This window comes from Streptomyces sp. 71268 (assembly GCF_029392895.1).
Lineage (GTDB): Bacteria > Actinomycetota > Actinomycetes > Streptomycetales > Streptomycetaceae > Streptomyces.
This window is the reverse complement of sequence record NZ_CP114200.1, coordinates 1,876,915-1,900,843: the sequence shown is the minus strand read 5'-3', so window position 1 is coordinate 1,900,843 and position 23,929 is coordinate 1,876,915. Positions and strand designations below refer to the sequence as shown.

At 74.8% G+C, this 23,929-nt stretch carries 16 protein-coding genes and 1 riboswitch; of the genes, 10 read left to right on the top strand and 6 right to left on the bottom strand.

Features of this window, described 5'->3' with window-relative positions; translation table 11 throughout:
• The first annotated feature begins 8 nt into the window (after positions 1 to 8).
• The gene (locus OYE22_RS06925; protein WP_348652188.1) at positions 9 to 1,247 is read left to right on the top strand and encodes a GTP-binding protein; all 1,239 of its coding nucleotides are present in this window, start codon (positions 9 to 11) and stop codon (positions 1,245 to 1,247) included.
• A gap of 195 nt (positions 1,248 to 1,442) precedes the next feature.
• On the opposite strand, the gene OYE22_RS06920 is transcribed toward OYE22_RS06925, so the two are convergent.
• Positions 1,443 to 3,896: a DNA topoisomerase IV subunit A gene (locus OYE22_RS06920; protein ID WP_277319583.1), complete on the bottom strand. Its 2,454-nt coding sequence runs from the start codon at positions 3,894 to 3,896 to the stop codon at positions 1,443 to 1,445.
• A 215-nt stretch (positions 3,897 to 4,111) separates the two neighbouring features.
• On the opposite strand from OYE22_RS06920, the gene OYE22_RS06915 reads away from it, so the two are divergent.
• The 3 genes from OYE22_RS06915 to OYE22_RS06905 all read left to right on the top strand — a co-directional run bounded on the left by OYE22_RS06915 (position 4,112) and on the right by OYE22_RS06905 (position 8,590).
• Positions 4,112 to 5,560: a pitrilysin family protein gene (locus OYE22_RS06915; RefSeq protein ID WP_277319582.1), complete on the top strand. Its 1,449-nt coding sequence runs from the start codon at positions 4,112 to 4,114 to the stop codon at positions 5,558 to 5,560.
• 59 nt (positions 5,561 to 5,619) lie between these two features.
• Complete coding sequence (locus tag OYE22_RS06910) at positions 5,620 to 6,987, top strand: pitrilysin family protein (protein ID WP_277324024.1); 1,368 nt, start codon at positions 5,620 to 5,622, stop codon at positions 6,985 to 6,987.
• A 521-nt stretch (positions 6,988 to 7,508) separates the two neighbouring features.
• Positions 7,509 to 7,671, top strand: a riboswitch (cyclic di-AMP (ydaO/yuaA leader).
• A gap of 13 nt (positions 7,672 to 7,684) precedes the next feature.
• The gene (locus tag OYE22_RS06905; RefSeq protein ID WP_277319581.1) at positions 7,685 to 8,590 is read left to right on the top strand and encodes a M23 family metallopeptidase; all 906 of its coding nucleotides are present in this window, start codon (positions 7,685 to 7,687) and stop codon (positions 8,588 to 8,590) included.
• 235 nt (positions 8,591 to 8,825) lie between these two features.
• Here the strand turns inward: OYE22_RS06905 and OYE22_RS06900 are convergent, their stop codons facing one another.
• Positions 8,826 to 9,107: an HPr family phosphocarrier protein gene (locus OYE22_RS06900; protein ID WP_277319580.1), complete on the bottom strand. Its 282-nt coding sequence runs from the start codon at positions 9,105 to 9,107 to the stop codon at positions 8,826 to 8,828.
• 147 nt (positions 9,108 to 9,254) lie between these two features.
• Here OYE22_RS06900 and OYE22_RS06895 point away from each other — a divergent pair, with 147 nt between their 5' ends.
• The 4 genes from OYE22_RS06895 to OYE22_RS06880 all read left to right on the top strand — a co-directional run bounded on the left by OYE22_RS06895 (position 9,255) and on the right by OYE22_RS06880 (position 15,381).
• Complete coding sequence (locus OYE22_RS06895; RefSeq protein WP_277319579.1) at positions 9,255 to 12,506, top strand: GNAT family N-acetyltransferase; 3,252 nt, start codon at positions 9,255 to 9,257, stop codon at positions 12,504 to 12,506.
• 129 nt (positions 12,507 to 12,635) lie between these two features.
• Entirely contained in the window at positions 12,636 to 13,223 is a 588-nt protein-coding gene (locus OYE22_RS06890; RefSeq protein WP_176164516.1) for a DUF5998 family protein, read from the top strand.
• On the top strand, positions 13,223 to 14,458 hold the full coding sequence (locus OYE22_RS06885) for a nucleotide pyrophosphatase/phosphodiesterase family protein (RefSeq protein WP_277319578.1): 1,236 nt from the start codon (positions 13,223 to 13,225) through the stop codon (positions 14,456 to 14,458). The genes OYE22_RS06890 and OYE22_RS06885 overlap by 1 nt, the downstream gene beginning before the upstream one ends.
• 122 nt (positions 14,459 to 14,580) lie before the next feature.
• Complete coding sequence (locus OYE22_RS06880; protein WP_277319577.1) at positions 14,581 to 15,381, top strand: thymidine kinase; 801 nt, start codon at positions 14,581 to 14,583, stop codon at positions 15,379 to 15,381.
• A 358-nt stretch (positions 15,382 to 15,739) separates the two neighbouring features.
• Here the strand turns inward: OYE22_RS06880 and OYE22_RS06875 are convergent, their stop codons facing one another.
• Positions 15,740 to 16,459 carry a VOC family protein gene (locus OYE22_RS06875; protein ID WP_277324023.1) on the bottom strand — a complete coding sequence of 240 codons (720 nt, stop codon included), beginning with the start codon at positions 16,457 to 16,459 and terminating at the stop codon, positions 15,740 to 15,742.
• Positions 16,460 to 16,893: 434 nt separating this feature from the next.
• On the opposite strand from OYE22_RS06875, the gene OYE22_RS06870 reads away from it, so the two are divergent.
• Positions 16,894 to 17,778: a sulfurtransferase gene (locus OYE22_RS06870; RefSeq protein WP_277319576.1), complete on the top strand. Its 885-nt coding sequence runs from the start codon at positions 16,894 to 16,896 to the stop codon at positions 17,776 to 17,778.
• Positions 17,779 to 18,143: 365 nt separating this feature from the next.
• Here OYE22_RS06870 and sepH read toward each other — a convergent pair whose 3' ends face one another.
• Positions 18,144 to 19,214: a septation protein SepH gene (gene sepH, locus OYE22_RS06865; RefSeq protein WP_277319575.1), complete on the bottom strand. Its 1,071-nt coding sequence runs from the start codon at positions 19,212 to 19,214 to the stop codon at positions 18,144 to 18,146.
• A gap of 466 nt (positions 19,215 to 19,680) precedes the next feature.
• On the opposite strand from sepH, the gene OYE22_RS06860 reads away from it, so the two are divergent.
• Entirely contained in the window at positions 19,681 to 21,024 is a 1,344-nt protein-coding gene (locus OYE22_RS06860; RefSeq protein WP_277319574.1) for a hypothetical protein, read from the top strand.
• 194 nt (positions 21,025 to 21,218) lie between these two features.
• Here OYE22_RS06860 and OYE22_RS06855 read toward each other — a convergent pair whose 3' ends face one another.
• Entirely contained in the window at positions 21,219 to 22,541 is a 1,323-nt protein-coding gene (locus OYE22_RS06855) for a D-arabinono-1,4-lactone oxidase (protein WP_277324022.1), read from the bottom strand.
• Positions 22,498 to 23,802: an MFS transporter gene (locus OYE22_RS06850; protein ID WP_277319573.1), complete on the bottom strand. Its 1,305-nt coding sequence runs from the start codon at positions 23,800 to 23,802 to the stop codon at positions 22,498 to 22,500. Before OYE22_RS06850 ends, OYE22_RS06855 begins: the two co-directional genes overlap by 44 nt.
• Positions 23,803 to 23,929 lie beyond the last annotated feature (127 nt).

Below are 23,929 nucleotides of genomic sequence, written 5' to 3'. Positions count from 1 at the left end.
GTCCCCCGTTGAGCGAGCAGCAGATCCCGGTCATCGTCCTCGCGGGCTTTCTGGGGTCGGGCAAGACCACCCTGCTCAACCACCTGCTCCGGCACAGCGGCGACACCCGGATTGGCGTCATAGTCAACGACTTCGGCTCGATCGAGATCGACGCCATGAGCGTGTCGGGGCAGGTGGGATCGACCGTCTCGCTCGGCAACGGGTGCCTGTGCTGCGCCGTGGACGTCAGCGAACTCGACGGCTACCTGGACACCCTGACCGCGCCCGCTGCCCGCCTGGACGTCATCGTCATCGAGGCGAGCGGGCTCGCCGAACCGCAGGAACTCGTGCGCATGGTGCTGGCCAGCGACAACCGGCGGGTGGTCTACGGGGGCCTGGTCGAGGTCGCCGACGCGGCCGAGTTCGCCGCCACCCGGGAGCGCCACCCGGAACTCGACCGGCACCTGGCCATCGCCGACCTGGTCGTGCTGAACAAGGCCGACCGGGTCTCGCCGACCGAACTGACCGCCCTCCGGGACACCCTCGACGAGCTGAGCCGGGGCACGGCGGTGATCGTCGCGGAGCACGGCCGCGTCGATCCGGAACTGCTCTTCGCGTGCCGTCCGCGCGACGAGAGCGCCGGGCGACAACTCTCCTTCGAGGACCTGCGCGCCGAGTTGGAGCCCGGGGGCGGCGACGGGCACGCCGGCCACCCGCACGCGACGTACGAGAGCCTCGCGTTCACCTCGTCCGTGCCGCTGCACCCGCGGCGGCTGATGGATTTCCTCGACGCGCGACCGGCGGGGCTCTACCGGATCAAGGGATTCGTCGACTTCGGGGCCGGCGACCCGCGCAACCGGTACGTGCTGCACGCGGTCGGGCGCTTCCTGCGCTTCTACCCGGAGCCCTGGCCGTCCGGTGAGCCCCGGCTCACCCAACTCGTGCTCATCGGCTCGGGCATCGACGCCCCCGCCCTGCGCGAGCAGCTCACCGGGTGCCGGGCGGACGACGCCTGGGTAGCGGAGGCGGCGGAGGTGGCACGGTCGCGGCCAGCGGCCGGCATCGCGCTGCCGGGCCAGCCCGGCGCGAGCGCGGCCGGCTCCCCGCTGCCGGCCCAGCGCGCCGCCGAGCCGACCGCGGTCCCGACCGCCGAGGGCGAGACGGGGCCCGGCTCGGGCGAATCCGCGGAGGCGGCGGCCGTGGCGCGCGCCATGTGGGGCGTGCTGCGGTACGTCCAGCACCAGGACCGCGAGCAGGACGAGGAGTAGGCCGCGCGCCCACCGACCGCACGACCGGTGGCCCGGCCCGGGGGCCCGTAGCCCCCCCGCCCCACCAGACCCGGGAACCCCCGCGCCGCGAGGCCGGCGGCCCCGACGACGTACGGGTCCCGCGCCACCCGCCGAACGGTTCGCCCGCACGCGCCGCGCCGGAGGACGAGCCCGGCGCGGCGGATCGCGCTCCCGCTACGCGGCCGGGCCCGCGATCGCCGCCACCGGCTTGGCCAGCGGAACGCCGGAGCCGTCCCGGCGCGGGTCGGGCTCGGGCAGCGGCACCGGGGCGCCGGTGGCGCTGGCGGCCCGCGCCGGGGCCGCCCCCGCCCACGCCATGACCAGGCAGTCCTCGCCCTTCAGGAAGCGCTGGCAGCGCACTCCGCCGGTGGCCCGGCCCTTGCGCGGATACTGGTCGAACGGGGTGAGCTTGGCCGTTTGCAGCGCTCCGTCGAGCGTGTCCCGCGCGCCCGCCACCGTGAAGACCGCCGCGTCGACGGCCGGGTCCACCGCGCCGAACGACAGCGCCCTGGCGCCGGCGCCCAGCTTCACCCCCGCCATGCCGCCCGCGGCCCGCCCCTGCGGGCGCACCTGCGCGGCCGGGTAGCGCAGCAGTTGGGCCTCGCTGGTGATGAAGACCAGGTCCTCGTCGCCGGTGCGCAACTCCACGGCGCCGACGACCTCGTCGCCCTCGCGGAGCGTGATGACCTCCAACTCGCCCTTGTTCGTCGGGTAGTCGGGCACCACCCGCTTGACCACGCCCTGCGCCGTGCCCAGCGCCAGGCCGGGCGACGACTCGTCCAGCGTGGTCAGGCACATCACCCGCTCGCCGTCGGCCAGGGTCAGGAACTCCGTGAGCGGCGCCCCGCCCGCGACGTTGGGCGCCGACGCGGTGTCCGGCAGCGTCGGCAGGTCGATCACCGAGATCCGCAACAACCGCCCGGTCGAGGTCACCGCGCCCACGTCGGCGCGCGCCGTGGCCGGCACCGAGGAGACGATCACGTCGTGCTTGGCGCGCCGGGCCGCACCGTCGTCCACCGGCGGCTCCCCGGTGGCGGTCCGCGCCAGCAGCCCCGTGGACGAGAGCAGCACGCGGCACGGGTCGTCGGGGACCTCCAGGGGCACCGACGCCACCGTGGAACCGGCCGACTCAAGGAGCACCGTGCGCCGGTCGGTGCCGAACTTCTTCGCCACCGTCGCCAGCTCGCTCGACACCAGCTTCCGCAGCTCGGCGTCGGACTCCAGGATGCGGGTCAGCTCGGCGATCTCCCCGGTGAGCTTGTCGCGCTCCGACTCCAGCTCGATCCGGTCGAACTTGGTCAGCCGGCGCAGCGGCGTGTCCAGGATGTACTGCGTCTGGGTGTCCGACAGCGCGAACCGGCCCATCAGCGATTCCTTGGCCTGCGCCGCGTTCTCGCTGGAGCGGATGATCCGAATGACCTCGTCGATGTCGAGCAGCGCCGTGAGCAGGCCCTCGACCAGGTGCAGCCGGTCCTGCCGCTTCCTGCGCCGGAACTCGCTGCGCCGCCGTACGACCTCGAAGCGGTGGTCGAGGTAGACCTCCAGGAGTTCCTTGAGGCCGAGGGTGAGCGGCTGGCCGTCCACCAGGGCGACGTTGTTGATGCCGAAGGACTCCTCCATCGGCGTCAGCTTGTACAACTGCTCCAGGACGGCCTCCGGGTTGAAGCCGTTCTTCACCTCGATGACCAGCCGCAGCCCGTGCTCGCGGTCGGTGAGGTCCTTGACGTCGGCGATGCCCTGGAGCTTCTTCGCGCCGACCAGGTCCTTGATCTTGGCGATGACCTTCTCCGGGCCGACCGCGAACGGCAGCTCCGTGACGACCAGGCCCTTGCGGCGCGGTGAGACGTTCTCCACCGTCACCGTCGCGCGGATCTTGAACGTGCCGCGCCCGGTCTCGTACGCGTCCCGCACGCCCGACAGGCCGACGATGCGCCCGCCGGTGGGCAGGTCGGGGCCCGGCACGAAGCGCATCAGGGTGTCGAGGTCGGCGCCCGGGTGCTTGATCAGGTGCCGCGCCGCGGCGATGACCTCGCCGAGGTTGTGCGGCGGCATGTTCGTCGCCATCCCGACCGCGATCCCCGACGAGCCGTTGACCAGCAGGTTGGGATAGGCCGCCGGGAGCGCGACGGGCTCCTGCTCGCTGCCGTCGTAGTTGGGGCTGAAGTCGACCGTGTCCTCGTCGATGGACTCGGTCATCAGCGAGGTCGCCGACGCCATCCGGCACTCGGTGTACCGCATGGCGGCCGGCGGGTCGTCGTTGCCCAGCGAGCCGAAGTTGCCGTGCCCGTCGACCAGCGGCAGGCGCATCGAGAACGGCTGGGCCATGCGCACCAGCGCGTCGTAGATGGACGCGTCGCCGTGCGGGTGCAGCTTGCCCATCACCTCGCCGACGACCCGGGCGCACTTGACGTACCCCCGCTCGGGGCGCAGCCCCATGTCGTTCATCTGGTACAGGATGCGGCGGTGCACCGGCTTGAGGCCGTCCCTCGCGTCGGGCAACGCGCGGGAGTAGATGACCGAGTAGGCGTATTCGAGGAAGGAGCCCTGCATTTCATCGACGACGTCGATGTCGAGGATGCGCTCCTCGAAATCCTCCGGTGGCGGGGTCTTCGTGCTGCGGCGGGCCATCGCGGCTGCGGCTCCTTCTCCTGCCGGTGCGAGTTCTGACGCCGACCATTGTGGACCGCCGCACTGACAACGCTGACCACGACCCGGCTGGCGGACCCCGCGCGACGCCGCCGCGCGCGGGGGCTTCGCCGGGAACTTCGCCAGATGTCAGCCCGCTTGCATACAGTGACAGGACTGCTCAACCCGCGATAGATCGCGCGATCGAAGGGACGTACATGCCCATGGGTCACACGGCCACGCAACAGGCCGGTTCCGGCGGCCTGACAGCGACCGAGCACCGCCTGGCGAACGGCCTGCGGGTGGTGCTCTCCGAGGACCACCTGACCCCGGTCGCCGCGGTCTGCCTCTGGTACGACGTCGGCTCCCGCCACGAGGTCAAGGGGCGTACGGGGCTCGCCCACCTCTTCGAGCACCTGATGTTCCAGGGCTCGAAGCAGGTGCGGGGCAACGGCCACTTCGAACTGGTCCAGGGGGCCGGCGGCTCGCTGAACGGCACCACGAGCTTCGAGCGCACCAACTACTTCGAGACCATGCCCACCCACCAGGTGGAGCTGGCCCTGTGGCTGGAGGCCGACCGGATGGGCTCGCTGCTTTCCGCGCTCGACGAGGAGAGCATGGAGAACCAGCGGGACGTGGTGAAGAACGAGCGCCGCCAGCGGTACGACAACGTGCCCTACGGCACCGCCTTCGAGCGGCTGACCGCGATGGTCTACCCGGAGGGCCACCCGTACCACCACACCCCCATCGGCTCGATGGCGGACCTGGACGCGGCCTCGCTGGAGGACGCGCGGCAGTTCTTCCGCACGTACTACGCGCCCAACAACGCCGTACTCGCCGTCGTCGGGGACATCGACCCCGAGCAGACCCTGGCCTGGGTCGAGAAGTACTTCGGCAGCATTCCGGCGCACGACGGCAAGCCCACCCCACGGGACGGCGCGCTGCCCGACATCATCGGCGCGCAGTTGCGCGAGGAGGTGCGCGAGGAGGTGCCCGCGCGCGCCCTGATGGCCGCCTACCGGCTGCCGCACGACGGCACCCGGGAGGCGGACGCCGCCGACCTGGCGCTGACCGTGCTCGGTGGCGGCGAGTCCTCGCGCCTGCACAACCGACTGGTGCGGCGCGACCGCACGGCCGTCGCGGCCGGCTTCGGGCTGCTGCGCCTGGCCGGCGCGCCCTCGCTCGGCTGGCTGGACGTCAAGACCTCGGGCGGCGTGGAGGTGCCCGCCATCGAGGCGGCGGTGGACGAGGAGCTGGCGCGCTTCGCCGCCGAGGGCCCGAGCCCGGAGGAGATGGAGCGGGCCCAGGCGCAGCTTGAGCGCGAGTGGCTGGACCGACTGGCCACGGTCGGCGGCCGGGCCGACGAACTGTGCCGCTACGCGGTCCTCTTCGGTGACCCGCAGCTCGCGCTGAGCGCCGTGGGCCGGGTCCTGGACATCACCGCCGACGAGGTGCGGGCCGTCGCCGCGGCCCGACTGCGCCCCGACAACCGCGCGGTCCTCGTCTACGAGCCGATCGAGGCCGCCGAGGCCGCCGAGGACGGCGAGGGCGACGAGGGCGCGGAGCCCACCGAGCCGGCCGACGTCGTGCGGGCGGCACCCACCGCGACCGCGGCCGACGTGGCCGACGCAGCGACCGAGGACAACGAGGAAGGGGCCGGCCGGTGAGCGACGCCGCAACCACGACCGCGACGCAGACGAACGCGACGGACACCACCGTGACGAGCATGCAGTTCCACCCCCAGCCGCAGCCGGGCCAGGCCAGGCCGTGGGCCTTCCCGGCGCCCGAGCGCGGCCAGTTGCCCAACGGCCTGACCGTGCTGCGCTGCCACCGCCCCGGCCAGCAGGTCGTCGCGGTCGAGGTCAGCCTCGCCGCACCGCTGGAGGCCGAGCCGCAGGGGCTCGAAGGCGTGGCCACCATCATGGCGCGGGCGCTGTCGGAGGGCACCGACCGGCACTCGGCCGAGGAGTTCGCCGCCGAGCTGGAGCGCTGCGGCGCCACCCTGGACGCCTACGCGGACCACCCCGGCGTGCGCGTCTCCCTGGAGGTCCCCGCCTCCCGGCTGACGAAGGCGCTCGGGCTGCTCGCCGACGCCCTGCGCGCCCCCGCCTTCCCGGAGGGCGAGATCGAGCGGCTGGTGCGCAACCGGCTCGACGAGATCCCGCACGAGCTGGCCAACCCGGCCCGGCGGGCCGCGATGACGCTGTCCAAGGAGCTCTTCCCGGCCGACTCCCGGATGTCCCGGCCGCGCCAGGGCACCGAGGAGTCGGTCGCGCGCGTGGACGCCGCCGCCGTGCGCGCCTTCTACGCGGCCCACGTGCGCCCGGCCACGGCCACCGCCGTCGTCGTCGGCGACCTCACCGGCGTCGACCTCGACCAGGCGCTGGCCGACACGCTGGGCGCCTGGAGCGGCGACACGGCCGCGCCCCGCCCGGTGCCCACCGTCACCGCCAACGACACCGGCCGGGTCGTCATCGTGGACCGGCCGGGCGCGGTGCAGACCCAACTGCTCATCGGCCGGGTCGGCGCCGACCGGCACGACCAGGTCTGGCCCGCCCAGACGCTCGGCACCTACTGCCTGGGCGGCACCCTCACCTCCCGGCTCGACCGGGTGCTGCGCGAGGAGAAGGGCTACACCTACGGCGTGCGGGCCTTCGCCCAGGTCCTGCGCTCCACGCCGGAGGGCACGGGCCTGTCCCTCCTGGCCATCAGCGGCTCGGTGGCCACCGAGGTGACGGGCCCGGCGCTCGAGGACGCGTGGAAGGTGCTGCGCACGTTGGCCGCCGACGGGCTCACGGACGACGAGCGCGACGTGGCCGTGCAGAACCTGGTGGGGATCGCCCCGTTGAAGTACGAGACGGCCGCCTCGGTCGCGGGCACCCTCGCCGATCAGGTGGAGCAGCACCTGCCGGACGACTTCCAGGCCCACCTCTACCGGCGGCTCGCGGAGACCGGCACGGTCGAGGCGACCGCCGCGGCCGTCGCCGCCTTCCCCACCGACCGGCTGGTGACCGTGCTGGTCGGCGACGCCTCGGTGATCGCCGAGCCGGTGAAGGCGCTGGGCATCGGGGACGTACGGGTGGTGAGCGGCTAGCGGCGCGCGCCCCGGCGGCCGAGCCGGGCTGGCGGGCCGTCAGGCGCCGCCCGGCCCGGGCTCGGTCCCGTGCCGTCCGCGCCCGTGGTGCCCGCGCCCGGGGCGCCGGTCGGCGCGCCGACCGGCGCCCCGGGCGCGGGGCGGCTGCCGTGGCCCCGGGGCGCCGGGCCGCGCGGGCCGGCAGGCGCGGGCCGGCACGCGGGCCGTGGAGCCGGGTGGCGTACGCGAGGGCGCGGGCAACGGTGCCCGATAGCTGACCGTGCCCCAGAGAGCGCCATGGGCGCCCGGATTGCCCCGGGTGTCCGTGGCGGAGTCTGGGACTCCTGTTGCTGATGAGCCGTTAAGAGGCCCTGGTGTCAAGTGGGATGCCGGGGCCTCTCGGTTTGTCTGTTTTGCGGGAGAGGCTGCCTGTCTGCCGTGTGGCGTGCGCAACAAACGGCCGGTTCTGTTTGCCGATCAAAAGACGTCCCGCTTAGCGTCAGCCCCGTTGTCCGTCACACCTTCGCCACACCCGTGGCACCGGGCAACCATCGCCGAGTCCCTTATGGCGCGAGCCAGGGGAGCCGGGGACCCAAGTCCCCTGGGGTGAATCGGCCGCCATCCTCGCGAGAGGCGTGGTGACCGTAGGAGACCTTCCTGCTCCGAACCCGTCAGCTAACCCGGTAGGCGAGAAGGAAGGAAAGGAGTACGCCTCCGCATGGCGTTCACCCGTGCCACTGGGCGGCACCGTCGCCCCAGCCGCTTTGTCCGTACCAGCGCGAACGCGGCGGGCATGGCCACCCTCGCGGCCACCGGCGTCGTCGCCGGCATAGCCGCTCCCGCGATGGCCGCCCCGGGCGCCGACGGCGTCCCCGAGCTCCAGGACACCGGCCTGCGCCAGGCCGCGACCCTGAACGAGGACATCGCGGACAAGATCGGCGCCCAGGCCGACGCCCAGTACTCCGCCGCCGAGCAGGCCGCGGCCGAGCAGCAGGCCGAGGAAGAGGCGCGCCAGCAGGCCGCCGAGCACGCCGCCGAGATGAAGAAGAAGGCGGAGGAGGCCAAGCGCAAGGCCGCCGCCGAGGCCGCGAAGAAGAAGGCCGCCGCGAAGAAGGCGGCCGAGGCACGGGCCGCCGCGGAGCGCGAGGCCGAGGAGACCCGCGCCAGCGAGGTCGTGGACACGCGCGCGTCGCGTACCGCCGAGCGTCCCGCGGTGGGCTCCTACGTCCTGCCGGTCGCGGGCTCGTACGTCTCGACGCAGTACCAGGCGTCCGGTGGCGCCTGGTCCTCCGGCAGCCACACCGGCGTCGACTTCCACGCCAGCACCGGCACCTCGGTGCGCGCCGTGGGCGCCGGCACCATCGTCGAGGCCGGCTGGGGCGGCGCGTACGGCAACAACGTCGTGATCAAGATGAACGACGGCACCTACACGCAGTACGGGCACCTCGACTCGATCTCCGTCTCGGTGGGCCAGAGCGTGGCCCCCGGCGAGCAGATCGGTCTCGCCGGCAACACGGGCAACTCCTTCGGCGCGCACCTGCACTTCGAGGCCCGCACGTCGCCCGAGTACGGCTCGGACATCAACCCCGTCGCCTACCTGCGCTCCCACGGCGTCAACATCTGAGGCGAGGCCGGGCCACCCCGCCCGGCCCCCGCACGTCCCACACCGAGGGCCCCGGCACCGAGCCGGGGCCCTCGGCGCGTCTCGGCTCGGGCCCGGGCCACGGGGGCCGGCGCGCGGCCGCGCGCCGCGGCGGCGCCCGTACGACAGCGCACGCCCCTTCCCGGGGCGGAAACGACGAAGCCGCGGTGACGTCCCAGGGGGATCACCGCGGCTTCGCAGGGTGCTGAAAAGCGACTCAGACCGTCTCCGGAAGCTCCTCAAGCCCCTCGGCGACGAGCTTGGCCAGCCGGTCGAGCGCGGCCTCGGAGCCGTCGGCCTCCGATGCGAGCACGATCTCCTCGCCGCCCTGCGCGCCGAGGCCGAGCACGGCGAGCATCGAGGCGGCGTTGACCGGGGTGCCGTCCGGCTTGGCGATCGTCACGGGGACGCCGGAGGCCGTCGCGGCGCGGACGAAGATGGACGCGGGGCGAGCGTGCAGGCCCTCTGCCCAGCCGACGGTGACGCGGCGCTCAACCATGGTGTTGCCCTTCAGGTGGTTGCTGTTGTCTAGACCAGTCTCTCACGGGGTGCGGAGTGCTCTGGCGAAGCCCTTCCACAGCCTGCCCCGGCGCAACGCTGAGCGCGAGTCGGACCGTTGTCGGTGCCCCCGCCTAGTCTTGGAGCCATGGAAACGCCGCCCGAGCACGCCTATCCGACGCACTGGGAAGCGGACGTGGTGCTCCGCGACGGCGGCACCGCCCAGATCCGCCCCATCACGCCCGACGACGGCCAGCGCCTGGTCGACTTCTACGAGCGGGTCTCGGACGAGTCCAAGTACTACCGCTTCTTCGCCCCCTACCCCCGGCTCTCCGACCGCGATGTGCACCGCTTCACCCACCACGACTACGTGAACCGGGTCGGCCTGGCGGCGACGGTCGGCGACGAGTTCATCGCCACGGTCCGGTACGACCGCATCGACGAGCGCGGCCGCCCCTCGTCGGCGCCGGCGGACGAGGCCGAGGTCGCCTTCCTCGTGCAGGACGCCCACCAGGGGCGCGGCGTCGCCTCCGCCCTGCTCGAACACATCGCCGCCGTCGCCAGGGAGCGCGCCATCCGCCGCTTCGCCGCCGAGGTGCTCCCCGCCAACACCAAGATGATCAAGGTGTTCACGGACGCGGGCTACACCCAGCAGCGCAGCTTCGAGGACGGCGTCGTCCGACTGGAGTTCGACCTCGAACCCACGGCCCGGTCGCTGGCCGTCATGCGCGCCCGGGAGCAGCGTGCCGAGGCCCGCTCCGTGCAGCGGCTGCTCGCGCCCGGTTCGGTCGCGGTCGTCGGGGCCAGCCGCCGGCCCGGCGGCGCCGGCCGGGCGGTCCTCGTGGACCTGCTGAGCGGCGGCTACACGGGCCGGGTGTGCGCGGTCAACCACGCCTTCGCTCCGGGGCGCTCGTGGCTGACGGGCGCCGACCTGGCCCAGGCCCGCCGCGCCGCCGAAGCCGCGCCACGGGTGAGGGCGGGCGCACCCGGCGCACCCGACGCGGTCGGTGCGACACCGGAGCACCCCGGCGCGGAGCCGGCCGGGCCCCCCGCCGAAGGGGCCCCCACCGACGGGCACCCCACCGACGGGGCCTCCGCCGACGAGCCGCCGGGCGTCGCCGCCTACCGCTCGCTGCGCGACATCGAGGAGCCGGTGGACCTGGCCGTCATCGCGGTCCCGGCCGAGCAGGTGCCCGCCGTGGTCGCCGACTGCGGTGAGCGCGGCGTGCAGGGCCTGGTCGTGGTCTCCTCCGGGTACGCCGAGAGCGGGCCGACGGGCCTGGAGCGACAGCGGGAGCTGGTCCGGCAGGTCAGGTCGTACGGGATGCGGCTGATCGGCCCCGGCGCCCTGGGGATCATCAACACGGCCGACGGGGTGCGGATGAACGCCTCCCTCTCGCCCCAGATGCCACCGGCCGGCAACCTGGGCCTGTTCACCCAGTCCGGCGCGATCGGCATCGCCCTGCTGTCGGGGCTGCACCGGCGCGGCTCCGGCCTCTTCGGCATCTCCACCTTCGTCTCGGCCGGCAACCGGGCCGATGTCTCGGGCAACGACCTGCTCCAGTACTGGCACGACGACCCCCACACGCACGTCGCGCTGCTGTACCTGGAGTCCATCGGCAACCCCCGTAAGTTCACCCGGCTCGCCAAGCGCACCGCGGCCCTCAAGCCGGTCGTGGTCGTCAAGGGCGCCCGGCACAGCGGCAGCGAACCCCCCGGGCACGCGGTGCCCACGACCCGCATCCCCGACGCCACGGTCTCCGCGCTGTTCCGACAGGCGGGCGTCATCCGCGTGGACACGGTCACCGAGCTGGCCGACGTGGGCCTGTTCCTGGCCGCGCAGCCCCTGCCGCGCGGCCCCCGGGTGGCGATCCTCGGCAACTCGGAGTCGCTCGGCCTGATCAGCTACGACGCGTGCCTGACCGAGGGCCTGCGCCCGCTGCCGCCGCTCGACCTGACCACGGCCGCCCAGCCCGCCGACTTCCGCGCGGCCCTCGATCGGGCCCTGGCCGACGACCTGTGCGACGCCGTCGTCGTCACGGCCATCCCCGCCGTCGACGAGGAGCCCGCCACGGAGCTGGCGCGGGCGATCCGGGAGTCGGCCGCCGCGAGCGGCGTGCCCAAGCCGGTGGTCGTGGTGCACCTGGAGATCCCGGGCCTGGCCGCCGAGCTGGCCCGGCCCGGCCCCCCGGACCCGTGGCGGGAGCGCCCGCCCGTGACCGGCGAGCCCCCCGCCGGAGACCTCGCGGGCGCCCCCGCCACGGGTGGCGGGCCCGTGGCCGGCTCGCCCGCCGCGTCGGACGGCCCGGTGGGCGGGGGCCGCGTGCCGGCGTATCCGGCGGCCGAGCGCGCGGTGCGCGCGCTGGCCGAGGCCGTGCGGTACGCGCACTGGCGGCGCCAGGCCGCCGAGCCGGGCCGGGTGCCCGAGTACGACGACATCGACGAGACCGGCGCCGGGGCCGACATCGACGTACTGCTCGCCGCGCACGCCCACGAGGACGCCGAGCAGGCCCCGCCCCCGCCCCCGAGCCCCGTCGCACCCCCGCCCCCGCCCACGACCCCCGACGCGCCCCCCGTCCCGGCGGCAGCCGCGCCCCCGCCACCCGCCGGAGCGTCCCGGCAGTCCGCCCACCCCACCGGACCCGCCGCGCCCGGCACCGCGCGGGTCGCCCGGCCCGCCGGGGAGCGGGGGCGCGCCCGCAACCCGGCGCGCAGCTTCGCGCTCTCCGCGCCGGACACCCAGCGCCTGCTGGCCCGCTACGGCATCAGCGTGCTGCCCGCCCTGCCCGCGCCGGACCCCGACAGCGCGGCGCGGGCCGCCGCCCGCCTCGGCTACCCGGTGGCCCTCAAGCCCACCGCCCCCCACCTGCGACACCGCGCCGACCTCGGCGCCTTCCGGCTCGACCTCGGCGGCGAGCGGGAACTGCGCCGGGCCTACGCCGAGTTGACCAGCCTGCTCGGCGGCCCCGACGAGCTGCGCCTGGTCGTCCAGCGGATGGCCCCGCGCGGCGTGGACACGGTGGTCCGAGCCGCCATCGACCCGGCCGCGGGAGCCGTGCTCTCCTTCGGTCTGGCCGGCGCCCCCTCCGAACTGCTCGGCGACACCGCCCACCGGCTCATACCGGCCACCGACCGCGACGTCGCCGAGCTGATCAGGTCGGTGCGCACCGCGCCGCTGCTGTTCGGCTGGCGCGGTTCGCGACCAGTGGACACCGCGGCCCTGGAGGAGTTGCTGCTGCGCGTCTCCCGGCTGGTCGACGACCACCCCGAGGTGGTGGCCGTGCACCTGGAGCCGGTGGTCGTGGCCCCGCGCGGGCTGTCCGTGCTGGGCGCGTCCCTGCGGCTGGCCCCGCCCCCGGTCCGTACGGACCTCGGCCCGCGCCACCTCCCCGCCTACTGAGCCGGCGCCGCCCCCGGGCCCGGCGCGGGCGCGTGGCGGGCCGGCCGGGGCCCGGTGGCGCGGGCGGCTCGACGCGGGTGGCGACAGGGGAGGGGATGGGGACCGGCCTGGGCCCGTAGGATGGGAGGCATGGCGAAGACCGGTACGACGACCCAGGGGCTGCGCGCGGCGATCGAGCGCAGCGGCTACTACCCGGCCCTCGTTGCCGAGGCGGTCGAGGCCGCCGTGGGCGGCGAACCGGTGGTGGCTTTCCTGGTTCACCAGGAGACGACCTTCGACTCCAACGAGGTCCGCCGCCACGTCACGGTCCTCGTGCTCACCGCCACCCGCTTCATCGTGAGCCACACCGACGAGCAGGCCGCCGACGACAGCTCCGCGACCCCGTACGCCACGACCTCCACCGAGTCCGTGAAGCTCAACCGGATCTCCTCGGTGGTGCTCAGCCGCGTCGTCGCCAACCCCGAGTCGTACGCGCCGGGCACGCTGCCTCGCGAAGTGGTGCTCACCATCGGCTGGGGCGCGGTGAGCAGGCTCGACCTGGAGCCCGCGAGCTGTGGGGACCCCAACTGCGAGGCGGACCACGGCTACACCGGCTCGTCCACCGCCGACGACCTGTCGCTGCGCGTGAGCGAGGCGGGCGACGGGCCCGACAGCGTGCGCCAGACGTTGGCGTTCGCACAGGCGCTGTCCGAGGCGACCACGGCGACCAGCCGCTGATGTCCGACTCCAGTACGGGTCCCGCCACCAGTGCGGCCTGGCCCGAGTGGCAGCCCCAGGGCGAGACCCTCGACCCCGCCACCGCCCCGCTGCCGCAGTACGGCACGGGCTCGCTCAGCGATCTGCTGCCCGCCGTCGTGGTCGGCCAGGAGGTGCCGGGCCTCACCGGCACGCCGGGCCTGGAGCTGGCGCCGGCCGACCGGGTGTGCGTCTTCCTCATCGACGGGCTCGGCTGGGAGCTGCTGCGGGCACACCCCGCCGAGGCGCCGTTCCTGACCTCGCTCCTCGCCAGCTCCCGAAACGGCACGGGCCGCCCGCTGACCGCCGGCTTCCCCTCCACCACCGCGACCTCGCTGGCCTCGGTGGGCACGGGGCTGTCGCCCGGCGCGCACGGCCTGCCCGGCTACACGGTCGCCGACCCGGCCACCGGGGCGCTGATGAACCAGCTCCGCTGGCAGCCGTGGACCGACCCGCACGCCTGGCAGCCGTACCCGACGGTCTTCCAACTCGCCGACGCCGCCGGCGTGCACACCTGCCAGGTGTCCGCGCCCGCCTTCCAGCACACCCCGCTCACCAAGATCGCGCTCAGCGGCGGCACCTTCCACGGCCGGCTCTCCGGCGAGGAGCGGATGGACTTCGCCGCGACCCAGACCGGCGCCGCCGGGCGCACCCTGGTCTACACGTACTACAGCGAGGTGGACGGCAAGGGGCACCGGTTCGGCGTGGACTCCGAGGACTGGCGCGGCCAGTTGATGTACGTGGACGGGCTCGCGCAGCGGCTCGCCGAGCAGTTGCCGCCGCGCTCCGCGCTCTACGTCACCGCCGACCACGGCATGATCGACCTGCCCTTCGACCCGGACTCGCGCATCGACTTCGACGAGGACTGGGAGCTGCGCGCGGGCGTCGCCCTGCTCGGCGGCGAGGGCCGGGCCCGCCATGTGTACGCCGTGCCGGGAGCGGCCGGGGACGTGCTCGCCGTCTGGCGCGAGGTGCTCGGCGACCGGATGTGGGTGGCCAGCCGGGACGAGGCCATCGCGGCCGGTTGGTTCGGACGGCCGGGGGACGGGGTGGACGAGCGGGTGTACGGGCGCATCGGGGACGTGGTCGCCGCCGCCCGCGACGACGTCGCCATCGTGGCCAGCCGCACCGAGCCGAACGAGTCGGCCATGGTCGGCCTGCACGGCTCCATGACCCCCGTCGAACAACTCGTGCCGCTCCTCGAAGTACGCACGTAGCTCATCGGCCGCGCGCCCGGCGCCCGCGCCCGCGTACGGCATCCCCGCGCGACCCGGCGCGGGCGACGAGGCGCGGGACGGCGCCGTGACACCCACAACGACCGAAAGGCCCGTGTTCCCCCATGTCCGAGCTGGTTTTCTTCAGCGGAACGATGGACTGCGGAAAGTCCACGCTCGCTCTGCAGATCGAGCACAACCGCTCGGCACGCGGTCTCCAGGGCATGATCTTCACCCGGGACGACCGGGCGGGGGAGGGCCGCCTCTCCTCCCGGCTCGGACTGGAGACCGACGCCATCGAGGCGCACGAGGGCTTCGACTTCTACGCCTACCTCGTCGCGCAGTTGAGCGCGGGCGGCCGGGCCGACTACGTGATCGCCGACGAGGCCCAGTTCCTCGCCTCGGAACAGATCGACCAACTCGCCCGCATCGTCGACGACCTGGGTCTCGACGTCTTCGCCTTCGGCATCACCACCGACTTCCGCAGCAAGCTCTTCCCCGGCTCGCAACGGCTGGTCGAGCTCGCCGACCGGATCGAGGTGCTCCAGGTCGAGGCGCTGTGCTGGTGCGGCGCCCGCGCCACGCACAACGCGCGCACCGTGGGCGGCCGGATGGTCGTCGAGGGGGCGCAGGTCGTCGTCGGTGACGTGCACAAGCCGGCCCACGGCGAGGGGACCGACGCCGCCGACCCGACGAGTGCGCCGGACGCCGCGCGGGACGCGGCCGAGACCGGCGCGGCCGGCGCCGACGGCGCCACCGAGGTGGGCTACGAGGTGCTGTGCCGGCGCCATCACCGGCGCCGCATGACGGCCTCCGCCGCCCGCGCAGCCGCGCTCTCCCCCGAGGTGCTGCCCGTGGACGGCACCCAGCCCGCCACCCGGGCCCGTACCGTCGTCGCGGCGCCCGTCAGCGGGCTCCACCCGTAGCGCACCGCCCGTAGCGCACCGCCCGTAGCGCGGCGTCCATCGCGCACGGCCCGTGACGAACGGCGTCCCCCGTGACGACTCGTCGCTGGCCGTCCGTCGCCGTCCGTCGCCGTTCGCGACCGCGCGGTCGCTGCGCCTCGCCCGCGCGGCCTCGTCGGCCACCCGCGCCCGGCGGCGCGGGCCGCTACCCCGGTCGGCCCGCCGCGCCCGCCGCCCGCCTCCCGTGGGGTTGGGCCCTACCGCCTGGCGCACCGGTCAGCCGCGGCCACAGCCGTAGCGTGCGCGTGCGCCGCGCGCCGTACGCGCGCCGTATGCGCGCCGGGTGCGCTCGGCGTCTGGTCGCGCGCCCGTGCCTCGGTCAGTGCTCCGTCCGCACCAGGGTGAGCGCCGCGCCCTCCGGGTCGGTGACCTGCACGCAGTCGCCGGTCGCCGTGGCCCGCGGGCCGCTCACCACGCGCCCGCCCAGCTCCTCGACCCGGCTGGCCGCCTGCTCCGGGTCCGCGACCTCGAAGTACGTCACCCAGTGCGGGCCCCGGTCGCGGGGGAGGGACTGGCCGACGCCGTGCACCGCCGCGACCGGGCGACCGCGCACCGTCAGCGTCACGTAGTCCTCGTCGGATGCCGCGAGTTGCTCGCCCTCACAGCCGAAGACCGTCTGGTAGAACTTGTCGACGCTCGCCGTCTCCGGCGTCAGCAACTCCGTCCACACCGGCGTCCCCGGCTCGCCGCCCCCCTCGCTGCCGAGGTGGCCGCGCGCCTGCCAGACGCCGAACACCGCGCCCAGCGGGTCGGAGGCGATGGCCATCCGGCCCTCGTCCCCGGAGTCCAGCGGCCCGACCGCCACCGTGCCGCCGCAGCACCGGATCTGCTCGGCCGTGGCGTCCGCGTCGTCGCTGGCCAGGAACGTCGTCCAGGCCACGGGAAGCCGCAGTCCCGGCGCCAGCTCCCCGATCCCGGCGACCGGACGCCCGTCGCGCAACGCCCGCACGTACGGGCCGAACTGGGAGGGCCCCGACTGGAACTCCCAGCCGAACAAGCCCTGGTAGAACTCCTGCGTCGCGGCCAGACCGTGCACCATCAGGCTCGTCCAGCAGGGTGTGCCGGGCGTGCGCCGGGCGGGCTCGCGCCCGCTCAGGCCGACCTCGCCACCGGACCCCTCCCGGACGCCGCGTACGGGGGGAGCACCCGGGCTGACCCCGGGGTGGTGCCACTCGGGGGACCGCCGTGCCTCGGTCATCGTCTTCGTCTCCTTGGAACGTCGTCGTGTGGCCTGAATACCCCCGTGCCGACGCGGCACGCGGGGTTGTTACGGAACGGGGCTTCCCAGATGCTCGCAGTAGTGGTCGCGACGCGCTCACGGGCCGCGCCGCACTGCCCGGGTTCCCCTCGAACCATGCCCGCCGCGGCATGGCGCACCCCGTGCGTCGAGGTAGCGGGCCGGTGTCGATCGGTCGTACGTCGGGTTCGGCGCGATTCGTACGGCGCGGGCGCGCTTACGCGAGGATGAGAGCCATGAACGTCACCATCACGCCTCGCGACCTCGCCGCCGAACTGGCCGCCGACCGTCCCCCGCTGCTGCTCGACATCCGCTGGCAGATGACCCCGCCCGGCGGTCGCGCCGCGGGGGAGAGGTCCGGCCGCGCCGCGTACGAGGCGGGGCACCTGCCCGGTGCCGTCTTCGTCGACCTGGAGGCCGAACTCGCCGGCCCGCCCGGTCCCGAGGGCCGCCACCCGCTGCCCGACCTGGAGGTCTTCGGCGCGGCGATGCGCCGGGCCGGGGTGCGTGCCCAGCATCCGGTGGTCGTCTACGACGGGGGAGCGGGCGACCCGCCGTCGCCTTCCGGTGGTTGGGCCGCCGCTCGCGCCTGGTGGCTGCTGCGCTGGGCCGGCCACCCGTCGGTGCGTGTTCTGGACGGCGGGCTGAGCGCGTGGCTCGCCGCCGACGGGCCGGTCAGCACCGACGTTCCGGAGCCGGCCGTAGGCGACTTCACGCCACGCCCAGGCGGGTTGTCGCTGCTCGACGCGGACGGGGCGGCCGAACTGGCCCGCCGCGGAGTGCTGCTGGACGCGCGGGCGGGGAACCGCTACCGGGGCGAGGTGGAGCCCATCGACCGCGTGGCGGGCCACATCCCTGGCGCGCTCTCCGCGCCCACCACCGGGAACGTGGGCGAGGACGGCCGCTTCCTGCCGCCCGCCCAACTTGCCGAGCGCTTCGCGGCCCTCGGCGCCACGAAGGCGGCCGAGGTCGGCGTCTACTGCGGTTCCGGCGTCTCCGGCGCCCACGAGGTGCTGGCCCTGGCGGTGGCCGGGGTGCCGGCGGCGCTGTACGTCGGCTCGTGGAGCGAGTGGTCCGGCGACCCGTCCCGCCCGGTGGCCACCGGCGCCGAACCGGGCTAGCGGCCCGACCGCCCGGGCCGGCCTCTGCCGGGTGGCTAACGGAACGAGGGAGCCACCGCCGGTACGCGCCGGGGCCCTGGCCCGACCGGTCGGCAGCTCACGGGCCCGGCGCCGGGCACCGCCCACGCCGCGCCCGGCCCCGCCCCGTACGGCGAACGTGCGGGGCGGCCAGCCCGGGGCGGCCCGGCGACCGGTCGGCCAGCGGGTCCTGCCGGCGCGCGGACAACCCCGGCGCGCCAGCGGGGCCCGGCCGAGGGGCCGGAACAGGGCGAGGGCGCGCGGGCGCGGGGTGGCCAGGCGCGGGACGGCACGGTGGCGCGCGGTGGTCACCGTCGAACCTCCGCCCATGCCCGCGCCCGTCGCCGCTATTCCTGCTTCTTGCGCCGGGTGCCGAAGACGATCTCGTCCCAGCTCGGCACGGCCGCACGGCGACCCGGACGCACGCCGTCCGCCTCGGCCTGACGGTCCGTCGTTCCCGTCAGCCGATCGCGGTGGCCGGCGACCGCCCGGGGCATCAGCACGTCCGCGTACGCCGAACCGGCGCTCGCCGCGGGGGCCGGCTCCACCGGCTCCGCCTCCTCGACGGGCTCGTCCGGCGGGTGGGGGGCCTGCACGGGCTCCGGCACGACCATGTCGCCCCGGAAGCTGGGCACGGCCTCCAACAGGCTGGTCAGCGAGTCCCGCTCGGGCGGCGCCTCCTCCAGCACGGCGGGCATCGCCTCCGCCTCGTCGGCCGCGCCCGGCGCCTGCCGCTGCGGGGTGCGGTCCAGCGGCCGGTCGCGCGGCAACCGCGCGATGCGCGGTACGAACGGGAAGCTCGGCTCCGGGGTGTCGTCGGCCTCGCCGATCAGCGACCTGGCCTCTTCGTCCACGGCCTGCACCAGACGGCGCGGCGGGTCGTAGGTCCAGCTCGCCGTGTGGGTCTCGCCCGCGACGCGGTAGACGAGCAGCACCTCCCAGGTGCCGTCGTCGCGCCGCCACGAGTCCCACTGCGTGGCGTCCTTGTCCGCCCCGCGCAGCAACAGCCGCTCGGTGACGGACTCGCCGAGCTGCGGGCCGGTGTTCTCGCCGGGGCGGCGCACGGGAGTCTTGCGAGCGCGCTCGGCCATGAACGCGCGCTCCGCCAGTACGGGGCCCTCGAACCTGCGTACGCGCTCGACGGGGATGCCCGCGAGCTGGGCGACCTCTTCGGCCGACGCGCCGGCTCGTATCCGGGCCTGGATGTCCCGGGGCCGCAGGTGGCTCTCGACCTCGATCTCGATCTGGCCGAGCCGAGCACGGTCGTTGCGCACGGCGGCGCGCAGCCGCTCGTCGATCGGAAGCGTGTACTCCGTGCTGTCCGCAGCCTTGAGCACCAGCCGTGTGCCGTCGTTGCTGACGGCCACGACACGCAGTTCGGGCATGGGAACCTCCCGGGTGGTGCCTGCCGACGTCACGTGCGTCGCTGCCGTTCTCCCGCTAGATGAGTGTGACCTGCCCAGGTGCAGCCTGCCACAACATTGCCGAGTTGCCTGGCGTGTCGAGCCTAGGCTCTGATCCGCCGTTATGGCACGGTGACGTGTTTACGACCCAAAGTGACGATAGGTCACTCTGCGCAGTACGCGCCATGCCATGTCGCGGCGCCGCTGGTCGAGTTGGCGCCGATGGCCTCTCCCGCTCGGTCCGGGCGGCCGGGCGGGATGGCGAGGCCGGGGTTCGCAACAGTACTCCATTTGGGCCATGTGAGAGGACCGCCGCGCCATCGAAGTTGTCGTGGACCAGGGGAGTTGAAGGACCGCAAAGGCTGCCTGATCGGGCGCTCGGGTGTCGAGTTTCACAGAATCGACGGAACCGGAACTGTCAGCTTCGCCCAAATGTCACTTCTTTGTGCAAGGAGGATCGAAACGTGACCAGAGGCGGGAGATGCGCAACACAACGGAAAGTGAGGCAAAAGAGAAGACCGAGCGACTCGAACTGAGTGTCGCTCAGGTCGCCGGCAGCGCCCTGGCGGCCGTGGCCGCCGCCGTGCTCGCCTCTCGGCTCGGCGTGTACGGAACCATCATCGGCGCGGGCGTGGTCAGCGTGGTGGCCACCGCGGGCGGCTCCGTCTTCCAGCACTTTTTCCACCGCACGGGGGAGCAGCTCCGCGTGGTCACGGTCCACCACCGGCCACGTGCTCGACAGGTGCCCCACACCGGCGACGGCGCGCCGGAGGCCACGCGAGCCTCCGCGCCACCCACCCGGCACGCGCACACCAGCGCGCGCCGGTCGCCGGCCTCGGGCGCCGCCTACCGAGCGCCGACATCGGCCGACGGTCGCGGGGGCGACGTCCCGTACGACGAGGCCGCCACGCGGCCGCTGCCCGTGGCCGACGCCGACCGCACCCGACCGCTGCCACGGTCCGACCTGGAGCGCACGCGCATGATGCCCCGCGCCTCGGCCGCCGCGATGGCGGCGGAGGCGGACCGCACCCGGGCGCTGCCCCGGGTTTCCGGCACCGGGTCACCCGAGGCCCGAGCGGGCGCCGACGCCGACCGCACCCGGGCGCTGCGACGAGTGGACCAGACGACGCGGCGGCTGCGCCGGCCCGAGGTCACGACCGCCGACGGGCCGCCGCCGGCGGCGCGGGGCGCGGGCGAGGTGTCGGGGGCGCCCGCCGACGAGTTCACCGACGCCACCACGCACGGCACCCGGTGGCGGGGCGGCAGGCGCCTGGCACTGGCCGCGCTCGGCGTGTTCCTGCTGGCCATGGCGGTGATCACGGGCATCGAGTGGGCCGCGGGCGGGCCGGTGTCCAACGTGTGGGGCGACGACAAGAGCGGCACCACGTTCAGCAACAGCGTCTCCCGGAGCGCGGACCGGCCGACCCGACCCGACCCGGCGCCCACCACGGAGCGGCCGGCGACCGGCGGGGACGACCGGCAGCCCGATGAGGGGCACGACCCCGACTCGACGCCGGACGCGACGCGGCCCGACGGCGGCGCCACCGACCCCACCCGCACCCCGACCACCCCGCCCGCCCCCGCCCCCACGGGTGGCGGCGCCGACCAGCGGACGCCCGGACCCGCGCCCAGCACCCCGGCGAAGCCCGGCACGCCCTCGGCACCGGGCACCACCGTTCCCACGCCGCCCGGCGCCACCGGCGAGAGCGGCACGGGCACCGACGGCGGGGGCGCCACGGCAGAAGGGGACGGCGGCGCCCCCGGCGGGCAGCGCCCCGACCGGCCCGCGGGCCAGGGCGGGCCCGCGACGCAGCGGGCCGACTGACCCGCCGCACCACCGGCCGTCCGCACGGCAGGTCCCGTACTCCCCGCCCCTACTCCCCGTCCCCACCGCGCGGTCGGCGCCGAGCCCCGGCGCCGACCGCGTACGCGTAGGGCGGGTATAGGGAGCGACGGCGCCGGCCGCGCGCGGACCGGGCGGGACTCGCAGGCCCGAGGCGGCCCACCACCGGTGCCGGCTCAGTCGCCGAGCACCCGGCGCAGATACGCGTTGCCGAACGTGCGGTGGGGGTCGAGCCGGTCGCGGAGCGCGGTGAACTCGCCGAACCGCGGGTACACGCCGGACAGGTACTCCGCGTCCCGGCTGTGCAGCTTGCCCCAGTGCGGCCGGCCGCCGTGCGCCGTCATGATGCGCTCCGCCGCGCTGAAGTACGCCTCGTGCGGAGTGCCGCGGTACATGTGCACCGCCAGGTAGGCCGTGTCGCGCCCGGAGGCGGTGGACAGCGGGATGTCGTCGGCGGGCGCGGTGCGCACCTCCACCGGGAAGCTGACCCGCGCCCCCGTGCGCTCGACCATCGCCCGCAGCTCGCACAGCGCCTCGATGGCCGCCGCGCGCGGCAGCGCGTACTCGCACTCGACGAACCGGACCCGGCGCGGGCTGGTGAACACCTTGTACGGGATGTCCGTGTACGTGCGGGCGGACAGCGCGCGGCTGGAGACCTGGGCGATGCCGGGGATGGTCGCCGGAACCGCGCGGCCCACGGCGCACGCCGCCTGGAAGAGGCCGTTGGAGAGCAGCTCGTCCTCCACCCAGGCGCTGATCCGGCCGGCCGGGGCGAGGGGGCCCGCGCTGCGGTTGTTGCGCTTGGTGAGGCAGTTTCCGGTGTGTGGGAACCAGTAGAACTCGAAGTGCTCGTTCTCGGTCACCAACTGCTCGAAATCCTCGGTGACCTGGTCGAACGTCATCGGTTCCTCGCGGGCGGTCAGCAGGAACTCGGGTTCCACCGCGAAGGTGAGGGCCGTCACGACGCCGAGCGCCCCGAGGCCGACGCGGGCGCTGGCGAAGATTTCCGGGTTCTCGGTGGCCGAGCAGCGCAGCACCTCGCCGGCGGCCGTCACCAGCTCAAGGGCGGTGAGCTGGGCCGACAGCGAGGCGGAGGCGCGGCCGGTGCCGTGCGTGCCGGTACTGGTGGCGCCGGCGGCCGTCTGCTCCATGATGTCGCCCATGTTGGCCAGCGACAGCCCGTGCGCGGCCAGCGTCGCGTTCAGCCGTTTGAGCGAGGTTCCGGCGCCGACGGTGACGGTGCCGGCCGCCGTGTCCAGGGCGTGCACCCCGGTCAGCCGCTCCGGGCGGATGAGCAGTCCGTCGGTGGCGGCCGTCGCGGTGAACGAGTGCCCTGTGCCGACGGCCTTGACCGGCAGCCCCGCGTCGACGGCCGACCGCACCGCGTCGACGACCTCCGCCGTGCTGGCCGGCGCGACGACCCGGGCCGGCCGGGCCGTCACGTTCCCCGCCCAGTTACGCCACGGGCTGGGAGTGCCGCCCGCCCTCCTCGCGACCATCGTTCTCGCGCCGTTCGCCACCGTCCTGGCCATCCGCATCAGTCCCTCCCTGTGCCGGCGGAATGGTCTCCGCCCGCTGTGCCGGTACGACATGGCGGTAGCCCAGGAAGGCGAGCGCCACCGCGGTCGCCCCGGCGATTCCCGGCACCGCGTACGCCACCTCGGCCCCCGCCTTGTCCACCACCCGCCCCGAGACGAACGCGCCGAGCGCGATGCCCGTCGCGATCCCCGTGCTGGCCCAGGTCATGCCCTCGGTCAGCTTGGCGCGGGGCACGTGGTGCTGGATGAGGGACATGATGGTCACGCCCGTCGGCGCGATGGCAAGGCCCGCGATGAACAGCACCCCGGTCAGCCAGCCCAGGCCCCCCACGAACGGCAGCGGCAGCACGCTCGCGGCCATCGCGCACACGCCGAGCAGCCAGCGGCGCGCCGGCGGTCCCGTGAGGTGCATCAGCCCGAAGACGGCGCCGGCCAGGCACGAGCCCGCCGCGTAGGTCGCCAGGACCAGGCTCGCCGCCGACTTGTGGCCCTGCTCCTCGGCGAAGGCCACCGTGACCACGTCGACCGAGCTGAAGATCACCCCGCTGAAGACGCCGGTGGTCACCAGGATGCGCAGCGCGGGGGAGCGCAGCGCCGACCGCCTGGAGTGGTCGTCGCCGCGCGGCTGCGGCGTCGGCTCGGTGGCCCGCTGCGCGGTGAGCCAGAAGACGCCGCTGGCCAGGAAGCACGCGGCCACCAGCGGCCCGGCCTCCGGGAACCAGGTGGTGGACAGGCCGATGGCGATGATGGGGCCGAGGATGAAGCACAGCTCGTCCACGACGGACTCGAAGGAGTACGCGGTGTGCAGTCGGCGCGGCTCGCCACGGTAGATGTTGGCCCAGCGGGACCTGATCATGGAGCCGAGCGAGGGCACGCAGCCGCCGCAGGCCGCGCACACGAACATCAGCCAGTCCGGCCAGCCGCGCTCGGCGCTCAGCAGCAGGCCGGCGATCGCGGTCAGCGCGATGAGCACGGCCGGCCGCAGCACGCGGCGCTGGCCGTGGAGGTCGACGAGCCGGGAGACCTGCGGGCCGATCACCGCGCCCGACATCGCCAGCGTGGCGGCGAGCGCCCCGGCGAGCCCGTACCGACCGGTGATCTCCGAGATCATGGTCACCACGCCGATGCTCATCATCGCCACCGGCATGCGGCCGAGGAACCCCGCGGCGGAGAAGCCCGCGGCGCCGGGTACGGCGAAGATCTCGCGATACGGGTTGGGCACGGGGCGCACTCCGCCGATCGAGGGGCCACTGGGGGACCGGCCGGTAAGGGATGTCTTGAGCCCATACAGCTTACGGCGCGCGGCGACGCGACGCAGGGGTATTTCCCGGCTGTCAGACCCGGGTGGC